The 12,206-nt window shown below is 76.0% G+C and carries 12 protein-coding genes; all 12 read left to right on the top strand.

Going from position 1 to position 12,206, the window contains the following annotated elements; translation table 11 throughout:
* Positions 1 to 43 precede the first annotated feature (43 nt).
* On the top strand, positions 44 to 1,513 hold the full coding sequence (locus tag ACGF7U_RS11630; protein ID WP_393105528.1) for an NAD(P)H-hydrate dehydratase: 1,470 nt from the start codon (positions 44 to 46) through the stop codon (positions 1,511 to 1,513).
* Positions 1,514 to 1,592: 79 nt separating this feature from the next.
* The gene (gene alr, locus ACGF7U_RS11625; RefSeq protein ID WP_393105526.1) at positions 1,593 to 2,711 is read left to right on the top strand and encodes an alanine racemase; all 1,119 of its coding nucleotides are present in this window, start codon (positions 1,593 to 1,595) and stop codon (positions 2,709 to 2,711) included.
* Positions 2,708 to 3,799 (top strand): alpha/beta fold hydrolase, encoded by a 1,092-nt coding sequence (locus ACGF7U_RS11620; protein WP_393105524.1) that lies wholly within the window; start codon positions 2,708 to 2,710, stop codon positions 3,797 to 3,799. The genes alr and ACGF7U_RS11620 overlap by 4 nt, the downstream gene beginning before the upstream one ends.
* On the top strand, positions 3,796 to 4,278 hold the full coding sequence (gene tsaE, locus ACGF7U_RS11615) for a tRNA (adenosine(37)-N6)-threonylcarbamoyltransferase complex ATPase subunit type 1 TsaE (protein WP_393105522.1): 483 nt from the start codon (positions 3,796 to 3,798) through the stop codon (positions 4,276 to 4,278). Before ACGF7U_RS11620 ends, tsaE begins: the two co-directional genes overlap by 4 nt.
* 60 nt (positions 4,279 to 4,338) lie before the next feature.
* Complete coding sequence (gene ung, locus ACGF7U_RS11610; RefSeq protein ID WP_393105520.1) at positions 4,339 to 5,040, top strand: uracil-DNA glycosylase; 702 nt, start codon at positions 4,339 to 4,341, stop codon at positions 5,038 to 5,040.
* A gap of 87 nt (positions 5,041 to 5,127) precedes the next feature.
* A complete protein-coding gene (locus tag ACGF7U_RS11605) occupies positions 5,128 to 5,979 on the top strand; it encodes a maleylpyruvate isomerase family mycothiol-dependent enzyme (protein ID WP_393105518.1) in 852 nt (283 codons plus the stop codon).
* A gap of 46 nt (positions 5,980 to 6,025) precedes the next feature.
* Positions 6,026 to 6,703, top strand: a complete 678-nt coding sequence (tsaB, locus tag ACGF7U_RS11600; RefSeq protein WP_393105516.1) for a tRNA (adenosine(37)-N6)-threonylcarbamoyltransferase complex dimerization subunit type 1 TsaB — start codon at positions 6,026 to 6,028, stop codon at positions 6,701 to 6,703.
* Positions 6,700 to 7,161: a ribosomal protein S18-alanine N-acetyltransferase gene (gene rimI, locus ACGF7U_RS11595; protein WP_393105514.1), complete on the top strand. Its 462-nt coding sequence runs from the start codon at positions 6,700 to 6,702 to the stop codon at positions 7,159 to 7,161. The genes tsaB and rimI overlap by 4 nt, the downstream gene beginning before the upstream one ends.
* On the top strand, positions 7,158 to 8,204 hold the full coding sequence (gene tsaD, locus ACGF7U_RS11590; RefSeq protein WP_393105512.1) for a tRNA (adenosine(37)-N6)-threonylcarbamoyltransferase complex transferase subunit TsaD: 1,047 nt from the start codon (positions 7,158 to 7,160) through the stop codon (positions 8,202 to 8,204). Before rimI ends, tsaD begins: the two co-directional genes overlap by 4 nt.
* Before the next feature lie 17 nt (positions 8,205 to 8,221).
* On the top strand, positions 8,222 to 8,476 hold the full coding sequence (locus ACGF7U_RS11585; protein ID WP_393105510.1) for a hypothetical protein: 255 nt from the start codon (positions 8,222 to 8,224) through the stop codon (positions 8,474 to 8,476).
* A 100-nt stretch (positions 8,477 to 8,576) separates the two neighbouring features.
* A complete protein-coding gene (locus ACGF7U_RS11580; RefSeq protein ID WP_393105508.1) occupies positions 8,577 to 10,277 on the top strand; it encodes an ABC transporter transmembrane domain-containing protein in 1,701 nt (566 codons plus the stop codon).
* Positions 10,277 to 12,031: an ABC transporter ATP-binding protein gene (locus tag ACGF7U_RS11575; protein WP_393105506.1), complete on the top strand. Its 1,755-nt coding sequence runs from the start codon at positions 10,277 to 10,279 to the stop codon at positions 12,029 to 12,031. Before ACGF7U_RS11580 ends, ACGF7U_RS11575 begins: the two co-directional genes overlap by 1 nt.
* Positions 12,032 to 12,206: the final 175 nt, after the last annotated feature.

Raw genomic sequence — 12,206 nt, 5'->3', positions numbered from 1 at the left:
CGCGCCGACGCGGTGCGCCAGGACGTCGGACGGGGGCGGTGGCGTGAGACCGGTGTGGCGGGTCGCGGACGTACGCGCGGCGGAGGCGGGACTGATGGCCACCCTCCCGCCCGGGACGCTGATGAAGCGGGCCGCCGCCGGGCTGGCCCGCCGCTGCGCGCTGCTCCTCGCCGACCGGGGCGGGGTCTACGCCGCCCGGGTGCTGCTGCTGGTCGGCTCCGGCGACAACGGCGGCGACACGCTCCTGGCCGGCGCGCATCTGGCCCGCCGGGGCGCGGCCGTCTCGGCGCTGCTGCTCACCCCCGGCCGGGCGCACGCCGAAGGGCTGGCCGCGCTGCGGGCCGCCGGCGGGCGGATCGTGGACCGGCCGCCGGCGACGGTCGACATGGTGCTGGACGGCATCGTCGGCATCGGCGGTCGTGGCGGGCTGCGGGATACCGCCGACCAGCTCGCCGCCAGCCTGGTGCGGCACTGTGGGCGCGACGGCGCCCCGGCGACCGTGGTCGCGGTGGACGTGCCCAGCGGCGTCGCGGTCGACACCGGGCACGTGCCGCTGACCGCCCCCGGGCGGCCCAGCGCCGTCCGCGCCGACGTGACGGTCGCCTTCGGCGCGCTGAAGCCCGCCCTGGTGGTGGGCCCGGCCGCCGCGCTCGCCGGCCAGGTGGAGCTGGTCGACATCGGGCTGGAGCCGTGGCTGCGCGGCAGCCCGGCGCTGCGCGTGACCGAGTGGTCGGACGTCGCCGGGTGGTGGCCCCGGCTCGGCCCGGCCTCGGAGAAGTACACCCGGGGGGTGGTGGGTGTCGCGACCGGCTCGGCGACCTATCCCGGCGCGGCGGTGCTCTCCGTGGCCGGGGCGCTGGCCGGCCCGACCGGCATGGTCCGCTACGCCGGCTCCGCCCGGGCCGACGTGCTGCACCGGCACCCGTCGGTGATCGCGACGGGCCGGGTCGCCGACGCGGGGCGGGTGCAGGCGTGGGTGTGCGGCTCCGGGCTGGGCACCGGCGAGGACGCGGCCGGGGAGCTGCGCGCCGTGCTCGCCGCCCCGGTGCCCGTGGTGCTCGACGCCGACGCGCTGAACCTGCTGGTCGACGGCTCGCTCGCGGACCGGCTGCGCAGGCGGGACGCTCCGATCGTGGTCACCCCGCACGACCGCGAGTTCACCCGGCTCTGCGGGGAGAGCCCGGGGGCCGACCGGGTGGGGGCCACGCTCCGGCTGGCCGCGTGGATGAACGCCGTGGTGCTGCTCAAGGGGGACCGCACGGTGATCGGCACGCCGGACGGTCGGGCGTACGTCAACCCGACCGGCAGCCCGGCGCTGGCCACCGGAGGCACCGGCGACGTGCTGGCCGGGCTGCTCGGCTCGCTGCTGGCAGCCGGGCTGGCACCCGAGCGCGCGGCGGCGGCGGCCGCGTACCTGCACGGGCTGGCCGGCCGGGAGGCGGCCCGGGGTGGGCCGGTGACCGCGCCCGACGTGGCCGACGCCCTCCGGCCGGTCCTCGCCCGCCTCGGCTGACCGCGCCCCGGCTGCCCGGGCGGCGCCGTCTCCGCCCGCCCCGGCCGCGGAGATCAGCGCGGAAAGTAGGCTGGGGGGCATGTGGCAGGCCGAGGTGCGGGTGGATCTGGACGCGATCCGCGAGAACGTGAGCCGGCTCCGGGCCGGCACCGCCGCCGAGCTGATGGCGGTGGTCAAGGGCGACGGCTACGGCCACGGCATGGTCCCGGCGGCCCGCGCCGCGCTCGACGCCGGGGCGGACTGGCTGGGCGTCTGCACGCTGGACGAGGCGCTGACGCTGCGCCGGGCCGGGATCACCGCGCCGGTGCTGGCCTGGCTCCTCGCGCCGGGGCTGCCGCTGCACGAGGGCGTCTCCGCCGGTGTCGACCTGGGCGTCGCCAGCCTGCCCCAGCTCGACGAGATGGTGGCGGCGGGTCGCGCCGCCGGGCGGCCGGCCCGGCTGCACCTCAAGATCGATACCGGGCTGTCCCGTGGTGGCGCGACCGTCGCCGACTGGCCGGCCCTGCTCGACGCCGCCGCCAAGGCGCAGGCCGACGGCCTGGTCGAGGTGGTCGGGGTGTGGAGCCACTTCGTCTACGCGGACTCGCCCGGCCACCCGACCATCGACCGGCAGCTCGCCGTCTTCCACGAGGGCCTGGGCATGGCCGAGCAGGCCGGCCTGCGCCCGCGCTACCGGCACCTGGCCAACTCGGCCGCCACGCTGACCCGGCCGGACACCCACTTCGACCTCGTCCGGCCCGGGCTGGCGGTCTACGGCCTCTCCCCGGTGACCGGTGAGAGCTACGGGCTGCGCCCGGCGATGACCGCGCGGGCGCGGGTGATGCTCGCCAAGCGCGTCCCCGCCGGCTCCGGCGTCTCGTACGGGCACACCTACACCACCGAGCGGGAGGCGAACCTGGCCGTGGTGCCGCTCGGCTACGCCGACGGGGTGCCCCGGCACGCCTCCAACAGCGGGCCGGTGCAGCTCGGCGGCCGGCGGCGGCGGATCTCGGGCCGGGTCTGCATGGACCAGTTCGTGCTCGACTGCGGGGACGACCCGGTGGCCGCCGGCGACGTCGTCACCCTCTTCGGCAGCGGCGTCGACGGCGAGCCCACCGCCGACGACTGGGCCGAGGCGGTCGGCACCATCAACTACGAGATCGTCACCCGCTTCGGCAGCACCCGGGTGCCCCGCGTCTACGACGGCGAGCGCCCGTGACGTACCGCCCCCGGATCCCGCTGCCCCGCTCCGGGCAGGCCAGGGCCGCCGTCGGCGCGCTGGCCGCCGTGGGGGTCGCCGCCGCCGGGCTCGCGGCCGGCGTCGCCACCGAACGCGCCCTGGTCCGCAAGCTCAAGTCCGACCCCACCGACCGGTACGCCGCCGAGGTCTTCGACGACCAGCGGTACGACGAGTCGTTCCGGCTGGAGATGCCCGACGGCACCGACATCCACGTCGAGGTGGTCGAGCCGACCCGGCCGAAGCCCGGCAACCCGACCGTGGTGCTGGTGCACGGTTTCTGCCTGGACATGGGCACCTTCCACTTCCAGCGCAAGGCGCTCGCCGAGCGGGGCGAGCACCGCATCGTCGCGTACGACCAGCCCGGGCACGGCCGGTCCGGGCGGCTGGAGACCGGCGAGTACGACCTCACCGCGCTCGGCCGGACGCTGCGCGAGGTGATCGACCGCACCGCCCCGCAGGGGCCGCTCGTGCTGATCGGCCACTCGATGGGCGGGATGACCATCATGGCCTTCGCCGAGCTGTTCCCGGAGCTGTTCGGCGACCGGGTGGTGGGCACCGTGCTGATGGCCACCTCCGGCGGCCTGCTCGCCGAGACCAAGCTGGTCGCGCCCGCCCTGCTCGGCCGGGTCGGCGCGCCGGTGCTGCACCTGGTCGGCAACGTCACCCGCTACGGCGGCACGGTGATCGACCGGGCCCGCAAGTCCACCACCAACGTGGCCTGGCTGCTCACCCGCAGGTACGGCTTCGGCACCCGCCACCCCAGCCCCGCCCTGGTGTCGTACGTGGAGACGATGAACTCGCGCACGTCCGCCGACACGGTGACCCGCTACCTGCGCACGCTGGCGACCCACTCCCGGTACCCGGCGCTCGCCGCGCTGGCGGGCACCCCCGTGCTGGTGATCGTCGGCGACAAGGACATGATCACCCCCGTGACGCACTCCGAGGAGATCGTCCGGCGGCTGCCGCACGCCGAGTTCGTCAAGATCTCCGACAGCGGACACGTGGTGATGCTGGAGCACGCCGACGAGGTCAACGAGGCGCTCACGCGCTTCCTGGAGGCGCTGTGACCCACGTCGTCGAGTTGCCGACGGTCGACGACACCCACGCGTTCGGGCGGCGGCTGGCCGGGCTGCTGCGCGCCGGCGACCTGCTGCTACTGACCGGGCCGCTCGGCGCCGGCAAGACCGCGCTCACCCAGGGCATCGGGGCCGGGCTCGGGGTGCTCGGCGACATCACCTCGCCCACCTTCGTGATCGCCCGGGTGCACCGGCCCGACCCGGCCCGCGGCGGCACGGTGGCGCTGGTGCACGCCGACGCGTACCGGCTGGGCGACGCGGCCGACCCGCGCGCCGAGATCGACGACCTCGACCTGGACGCCTCGGTGGACGAGTCGGTGACCGTGGTCGAGTGGGGCGAGGGCCTGGTCGAGCAACTGGTCGAGGCCCACCTGCGGGTGCGCGTCGACCGGCGCGACGACGACACCCGGGTGGTCGAGTTGGAGCCGGTCGGCGGCGACTGGGCGCAGCGCCTGGCGGCCCTCGCGTGAGCGCTGTCGTACCGGCTGCCTAGAGTGCGCGGGACGGACCCGACAGGCGAAAGGTTGCCGATGCCCGACGACGCCCCCACCCTGGACCTGCTGGCGCTGCTGCCGGAGGACTGGCGTGCCGTGCTCACCCCGCACCTCGACCCGGCCCGCACGGCCGCGCTGGCCGAGTTCGTCGCCGGGGAATACGCGACCCGCACCGTCTTCCCGCCGGTCGACGACCTCTTCTCGGCCTACCGGCTCTGCGCGCCGGCCGACTGTCGGGTGCTGATCCTCGGGCAGGATCCCTACCACAAGGCGGGGCAGGCGCACGGGCTCAGCTTCAGCGTGCGGGAGGGCGTCAGCGTGCCGCCGTCGCTGCGCAACGTCTTCAAGGAGCTCGGCGAGGACCTCGGCGTGCCGAAGCCCCGCAGCGGCAACCTGAGCGGCTGGGCGGCGCAGGGCGTCCTGCTGCTCAACTCGGTGCTCACCGTCCGCGAGGCCACCCCCGGCTCGCACGCCAACCGCGGTTGGGAGGAGTTCACCGACGCCACCATCCGCGCGCTCGACGCGCTGGACTCCCGGGTGGTCTTCCTGCTCTGGGGCGGCTACGCGCGCAAGAAGGCCGCCCTGGTCACCAACCCGCAGCACGTGGTGCTGGAGGCCGGGCACCCCAGCCCGATGAACCCGCGCGGCTTCCTGGGCAGCCGCCCGTTCAGCGCGGCCAACAAGGCCCTCGCCGACGCCGGCCTGCCCACGATCGACTGGGAGCGCTCGGCCGGCTGACGAAGTCCGCAAGCTGCGGGTCATCGCGCGGTCACCGTCCGCTGTAGCCTGTTGCCTCCAGCGGGTCGGCGAGCCGGGAGGCGGCGGATGACGGCGGCGGTCAGCGACGAACGGTGGCAGGTGGCGCGGACGGCCCTGGCGGACCAGACCGACCGCTTCGTCGATCTGGTCCGCGCCGCCCCGCCGGAGGCCATGGCCACGGCCGACTGGTCGGTGGCGGACACGCTCACCCACGTCGGCAGCATCGCCTGGTTGTACGTCTGCCTGGTGGACCCGGAGCGACCGCCCCCGCCGGTGCCGGGTTTCGACGGGCTGCTTCCCGAGACCACCGTCGACACGGTGGCGGACTTCAACGACGTGCTGCTCGGCCACCTCACCGAGCGCGACCCGCAGCTCCTGCTCGACCGGTTGCAGACCGACGTGAAGCAGTTCCTGGTCGCCTGCGAGGGACGGCGCCCCGACGAGACCGTGCCGTGGCTCGGCGGGGCGCGGGTTCCCCTCGCCGGGCTCTGCGCCCACCTGGTCAACGAGGTGCTCATCCACGGTCACGACATCTCCCGCGCCACCGGGCTGCCGTGGGAGATCCCGAACCGGCACGCCGTGCTCTTCCTGGAGCTGTTCCTGGCCGGCGTGGTCCGGCACGGCTACGGACGGCTGATCGACGGCGGCCCGCCGCCGAACGAGCGGCGGGTCGTCGTCGAGTTCCGCTCGGCGTACGCGGCCCCGGTCCGGCTGCTCCTGCACCGGGGCCGGGTGTCCTTCGCCGAGCCGGACGCCCGGCCCGACGTCCGGATCGACCACGACCCCGCCACGCTCAACCTGATGATGTTCGGCCGGATCAGCCAGGCCCGGGCGGTGCTCACCGGCAAGGTGCGCATCAGCGGGCGGCGTCCCTGGCTCCTGCCGGCCTTCCGGCGCAAGTTCCGCACCCCGAGCTGACCCGCGTCGCCGGGGCCGACGACCGGGGCGACTACGCTGGCTTACCGTGCTCGTACTGGTGGTGGACAGCTCGACGCCCGCGGTGACGGCGGCGCTGGTGGAGGTCACGGCGGCCGGCGTCACGACCCGGACGCACCGCTGCACGGTCGACGCCCGCGCCCACGGCGAACTGCTCGCCCCGCAGGTCGACGCGGTGCTCGCCGACGTCGACGCCCGCCCGGCCGACCTGGGGGCGATCGTCGCCGGGCTCGGCCCCGGCCCGTTCACCGGGCTGCGGGTGGGGCTGGTCACCGCCGCCACCATGGGCCAGGTGCTGGGCGTCCCGACGTACGGCGTCTGCTCGCTGGACGCCATCGGCCACCCGGCGGCCGCCGGCGAGCCGGTGCTGGCGGCGAGCGACGCGCGCCGCCGGGAGATCTACTGGGCGGTCTACGACGGCGCGGGCCAGCGGATCGTCGGGCCGGAGGTCTCCGCCCCGGCGGTCGCCGCCGAGCGCGCCCGCGGCCTGGCCGTCACGGTGGCGGTCGGCGACGGCGCGCACCGGTACGCGGACGCCCTCGGCCTGCCCGTGCGGGCCGAGCCGCGCTACCCGGACGCCGGCGTGCTGGCGGCCCTGGCCGCCGAGCGGATCCGGGCCGGCGCCCCCGGCGAGGCGCTCACCCCGCTCTACCTGCGCCGCCCGGACGCCGTTGCGGCCACGGCGCGCAAGCCGGTCCTGCCGTGACGCCCGTCCGGCTGGGGCGCTTCCGGTGGTGGCACATCGACGAGGTGCTGCCGATCGAGGCGGACCTCTTCGGCGCCGAGCAGTGGTCGGCGGCGATGTTCTGGAACGAGCTGGCCAACGGGCACTTCTACCTGGTCGCCACCGACGACGACGGCACGGTGCTGGGCTACGCCGGGCTCACCGCGGCCCCGCCCGACGAGGCGTGGGTGCAGAACATCGCGGTGCGCCGGGACGCCCAGCGGCGCGGCGTCGGCCGGGCGCTGCTGGAGGCGCTGCTCGCCGAGGCGGCCCGGCTCGGCGCCCGCAGCACCCTGCTGGAGGTCGCGGCCGACAACGCCCCCGCCCAGAAGCTCTACGCGTCGTACGGCTTCGAGCCGATCGGCGTGCGGCGCGGGTACTACCAACCGAGCAACACCGACGCGCTGGTCATGCGGCGCACCGCAGGATGTGAGCGATGAACGACGAACCCCTGATCCTCGGCATCGAGACCTCCTGCGACGAAACCGGGGTCGGCATCGTGCGGGGGCACACCCTGTTGGCCGACGCGCTCGCCTCCAGCGTCGAGCAGCACGCCCGGTTCGGTGGCGTGGTGCCCGAGGTCGCCAGCCGGGCCCACCTGGAGGCCATCGTGCCGACCATGGACCGGGCGCTGAAGGAGGCGGGGGTGACCCTCGCCGACATCGACGCGATCGCGGTCACCTCCGGCCCGGGGCTGGCCGGCGCGCTGCTGGTCGGGGTGGCCGCCGCGAAGGGCTACGCGCTCGCCGCCGAGAAGCCGGTCTACGGCGTCAACCACCTGGCCGCGCACGTCGCCGTGGACACCCTGGAGCACGGCCCGCTGCCCGAGCCGGCGATCGCCCTGCTGGTCTCCGGCGGGCACTCCTCCCTGCTCCTCGTCGACGACCTGGCCCGCGGCGTCACCCCGCTCGGCGCCACCATCGACGACGCGGCCGGTGAGGCGTTCGACAAGGTGGCCCGGCTGCTCGGCCTGCCGTTCCCCGGTGGGCCGTACATCGACCGGGAGGCCCGGGCCGGCGACCCCGCCGCCATCGGCTTCCCGCGCGGGCTGACCGCCGCCAAGGACCTCGCCGCCCACCGCTACGACTTCTCGTTCTCCGGCCTGAAGACGGCGGTGGCCCGCTGGGTCGAGGCGCGGCAGCGGGCCGGCGAGCCGGTGCCCGTCGCCGACGTCGCCGCGTCCTTCCAGGAGGCGGTCTGTGACGTGCTGGTGCGCAAGGCGCTGGACGCCTGCCGGGCCAACGGCGTGCAGACGCTGGTCATCGGCGGGGGCGTGGCGGCCAACTCCCGGCTGCGGGCGATGGCCGAGCACCGCGCCGCCAAGGACGGCATCCGGGTCCGGGTGCCCCGGCCCAAGCTCTGCACGGACAACGGCGCGATGGTCGCCGCGCTCGGCTCGCACCTGGTCGCCTCAGGGGTCGCGCCGAGCCGGCTGGACCTGCCCGCCGACTCCGCCATGCCGCTGACGACGGTCAGCGTCTGAACCCGAGGACGGCTGACGTGATCGTGCGGATGTGGGAGGCGCGGGCGGAGCCGTACGGCGTCGCCGACCTGATCACCTGGGTCTGCGACACCGCGCTGCCGGAGTTCGAGCACGACCCGATGCACCTCTCCAGTGAGGTGTTCTCCTCCACCGACCACCGGGTGGTGGTCATCTCCAAGTGGCGCAGCAACCCGCGCCCGCTGCCGGCGCCGCCCGCGATGCTGCTCGCGCGCCCGCCCCACTCGTGGGACTTCACCCAGGTCGACCGCTGAGCACCGGCCGCGCGAGGACCGGCGGGGACGTGCGGTGCGGCACGTCGCAGCGGTAATTGGTTGGCGGGCCGACCGGACCGCCACCTAGCGTCGACAGGCCATGTCCTACTCACCGGCCGGCGACCCCGGCGTACCCGACACCCGCTCGGCGACCCGCTACCTCCTGTGGCTGGCCGGGCGGCACAAGGTGCTGCTCACCGTCGGCATCGCGCTCGGCGTCATCTGGATGGTCGCCCAGGCGCTGGTGCCGGCGGCCGTCGGCCGGGCCGTCGACGGGCTCACCCGCCGCGACGAGGACGCGCTGGTCACCTGGGGGCTGGTGCTGCTCGGGCTGGGCGTGCTCCAGGCGGCCGCCGGGATCCTGCGGCACCGCTGCGCGGTGCACAACTTCCTCGCCGCCGCGTACCGCACGGTGCAGCTCACCGTGGGCGCGGCGAACCGGCTCGGCGCCGCGCTGCCCCGCCGGGTGGCCGCCGGCGAGGTGGTGAGCATCGGCACCGCCGACATCAGCCAGATCGGCTCGGCGATCGACATCACCGCCCGGGGCACCGGCGCGATCGTCGCGATCGTGACCGTGGGCGTGATCCTGCTCGGCGCGTCCGTGCCGCTCGGGCTGGTCGTCGTGCTCGGCGTGCCGCTGCTGATGGCGGTGGTCGGGCTGCTCATCCGGCCGCTGCACCGGCAGCAGCAGGCGTACCGGGACTCCGAGGGGGCGCTGACCACCCGCGCCGGCGACATCGTCTCCGGTCTGCGGGTGCTGCGCGGCGTCGGCGGCGAGCCGATGCTCTCCGCCCGCTACCGGGCGCGGTCCCAGGCGCTGCGCGCCGACGGCCTGCGGGTGGCCCGGGTCGAGTCGCTGCTGGAGGCGGCGCAGGTGCTGCTCCCCGGCGCGTTCCTGGTGCTGGTCACCTGGCTCGGCGCCCGGTTCGCGCTGCGCGGCGAGATCACCGCCGGTCAGCTCGTGGCGTTCTACGGCTACACCGCGTTCCTGGTCAGCCCGCTGCGCCAGCTCACCGAGGCGGTGGACAAGCTGACCCGGGGGCACGTCGCCGCCCGCCGCGTGGTGCGGCTGCTGCGGCTCACCCCGGAGCTGGTCGACCCGCCCCGCCCGGCGGCCCTGCCGGCCGGCCCGGGCGAGCTGGTGGACGTGGAGTCCGGCGTGACGGTGCGGCCCGGCCGGTTCACCGCGCTCGCCGCGACCGCGCCCGAGGACGCGGCGGCGATCGTGGACCGCCTCGGCCGGTACGTCGACTCGGACGCGACGCTGCACGGCGTACCGCTGCGCGCGCTGCCGCTGGCGACGGTGCGGGAGCGGATCCTGGTCGGCGACAACAACGCACACCTGTTCACCGGCCGGCTCCGCGCGGAGCTGGACCCGCACGACCGGGCCGACGACGCGGCGGTCGCGGCGGCGCTGGCGGCGGCGAGCGCGACGGACATCGTCGAGGCCCTGCCCGACGGGCTGGACAGCGTCGTGGCCGAGCGCGGGCGGGAGTTCTCCGGCGGCCAGCAGCAGCGGCTGCGGCTGGCGCGGGCGCTGGTCGCCGACCCGGAGACCCTGCTGCTGGTCGAGCCGACCAGCGCCGTGGACGCGCACACCGAGGCGCACATCGCCGAGCGGCTCGCCTCGGCCAGGGCCGGCCGGACCACGCTGGTCTGCACCACCAGCCCGCTCGTGCTGAGCCGCGCCGACCACGTGATCTTCGTGGAGGACGGCAAGGCGTCGGCCGAGGGGACACACGCCGCGCTGCTCGACGGCGAACCGCGCTACCGGGCGACGGTCAGCCGGGGGGAGGACTGATGGGCACCGCACTGCCGGTCGCCGACGCGGACCAGGTGCGGCGCTACGCCCGCACGCTGGCCCGCCGGCACCCGAGGGCGCTCGCCGTCGCGCTCGGCCTGCACGCCCTGGCCGCCGCGGCCGGCCTGGTCGCGCCACGGCTGCTCGGCGACCTGGTCGAGGGGATCTCCCGGGGCACGACCGGCGTCACCGTCGACCGGATCGCGCTGCTGATCGCCGGCTTCGTGCTGGCGCAGTCGGTGCTGGTCCGGTTCGCCCACCTGGCGTCGGCGCGGCTCGGCGAGCGGGTGCTGGCCGAGCTGCGCGAGGAGTTCGTCGACCGGATCCTGGCGCTGCCGCTCGCCACCGTGGAGCGGGCCGGCACGGGCGACCTGCTCACCCGGACGTCCCGGGACGTCTCCGCGCTGTCCCGGACGGTCCGGTTCGCGGTGCCGGAGACGCTGATCGCGGTCGTCACCGGCTGCTTCATCGTCGGCGCGCTGCTCCTGGTCAACCCGCTGCTCGCGCTGCCCTGCCTGGTCGCGGTGCCGCTGCTGTGGGCCGGCACCCGGTGGTACCTGCGCCGCGCCCCGGACGGCTACCTGCGGGAGAACGCCGCCTACTCCGACATCACCGACGGGATCAGCGAGACCGTCGAGGGCTCGCGCACCACCGAGGCGCTGCGGCAGCAGGCGCGCCGCCGGGCCCGCACCGACGCCGACATCCGCCGGTCGTACGCGGCCGAGCGCTACACCCTGCGGCTGCGCACGATGTTCTTTCCGGTCACCGAGATCGGCTACGTGTTGCCGGTGGTGGCCACGCTGATCATCGGCGGCTGGTTCTACCTGGAGGGGTGGGTGAGCCTCGGCGAGGTCACCGCCGCCACGCTGTACGTGCAGCAACTGATCGACCCGGTCGACCGGCTGCTCTCCTGGCTGGACGAGTTGCAGGTCGGCGGCGCCTCGCTGGCCCGGCTGCTCGGCGTGGCCGACGCCGCCGCCCCGGCGCGCTCGACGACGGACGCGGCCGGGCCGACGGCCGACCGGCAGCTCGCCGCCCGGGACGTCCGGTACGCGTACCGGGAGGGGCGGGACGTGCTGCACGGGGTGACCCTGGTGCCGGAGCCGGGGGAGAAGCTGGCCATGGTCGGCCCCTCGGGCGCCGGCAAGTCCACGCTCGGCCGGCTGCTCGCCGGCGTGCACGCGCCCCGCTCCGGCTCGGTCACCGTGGCCGGGCGGCGGCTCGACGAGCTGCCCCTGGCCGAACTGCGGACGCACGTCGCGCTGGTCACCCAGGAGCACCACGTCTTCATCGGCACCCTGCGGGACAACGTGGCGATGGTCCGGCCGGGCGCGGACGAGGCGGCCGTCCGCTCGGCGCTGGCCGCCGTCGACGCGCTGGACTGGGCCGACGCGCTGCCGGAGGGCCTCGACACGGTGGTCGGCGCGGGCGGGCAAGCGCTGTCGCCCGCGCAGGCGCAGCAGTTGGCGCTGGCCCGGTTGGTGCTGGCCGACCCGCACACCCTGGTGCTGGACGAGGCCACCTCGCTGATCGACCCCCGGGCCGCCCGGCACCTGGAGCGTTCCCTGGCCGCCGTGCTCCGGGGCCGGACGGTGATCGCCATCGCGCACCGGCTCTTCTCGGCGCACGACGCCGACCGGGTCGCGGTGGTCGAGGACGGCCGGATCACCGAGATCGGCCCGCACGACGAACTGGTCGCCGCCGGGGGTTCCTACGCGGCTCTCTGGCGCTCCTGGCACGGCACCCGCTCCTGACGCCGCGCGGCCCGTCACCCCGGCGGGGGCGCCCGCTCCTGACCCGGCACAGGTTCCGTCACCTCCGGCGGGGCTCCGGGCCCGACACCGCGCGGTCCGTCACCCGTTCGGTGGTTCGGCGGTGCCGCGTCCACGTGCCGTACCACGATGTTGCCAGCGGCAGGCGGGCGGCGCA

It is taken from the genome of Micromonospora sp. NPDC047670, from assembly GCF_043204915.1.
Taxonomy (GTDB): Bacteria; Actinomycetota; Actinomycetes; order Mycobacteriales; family Micromonosporaceae; genus Micromonospora.
The sequence above is the reverse complement of the archived record's forward strand: the minus strand, read 5'-3'. Positions and strand labels throughout refer to the sequence as shown.

Excerpts from the sequence above, each read along its gene's own strand:
- alr (WP_393105526.1), top strand. The coding sequence starts at position 1,593 with ATGTGGCAGGCCGAGGTGCGGGTGGATCTGGACGCGATCCGCGAGAAC.
- ung (WP_393105520.1), top strand. The coding sequence starts at position 4,339 with ATGCCCGACGACGCCCCCACCCTGGACCTGCTGGCGCTGCTGCCGGAG.
- ACGF7U_RS11605 (WP_393105518.1), top strand. The coding sequence starts at position 5,128 with ATGACGGCGGCGGTCAGCGACGAACGGTGGCAGGTGGCGCGGACGGCC.
- tsaD (WP_393105512.1), top strand. The coding sequence starts at position 7,158 with ATGAACGACGAACCCCTGATCCTCGGCATCGAGACCTCCTGCGACGAA.
- ACGF7U_RS11580 (WP_393105508.1), top strand. The coding sequence starts at position 8,577 with ATGTCCTACTCACCGGCCGGCGACCCCGGCGTACCCGACACCCGCTCG.
- ACGF7U_RS11575 (WP_393105506.1), top strand. The coding sequence starts at position 10,277 with ATGGGCACCGCACTGCCGGTCGCCGACGCGGACCAGGTGCGGCGCTAC.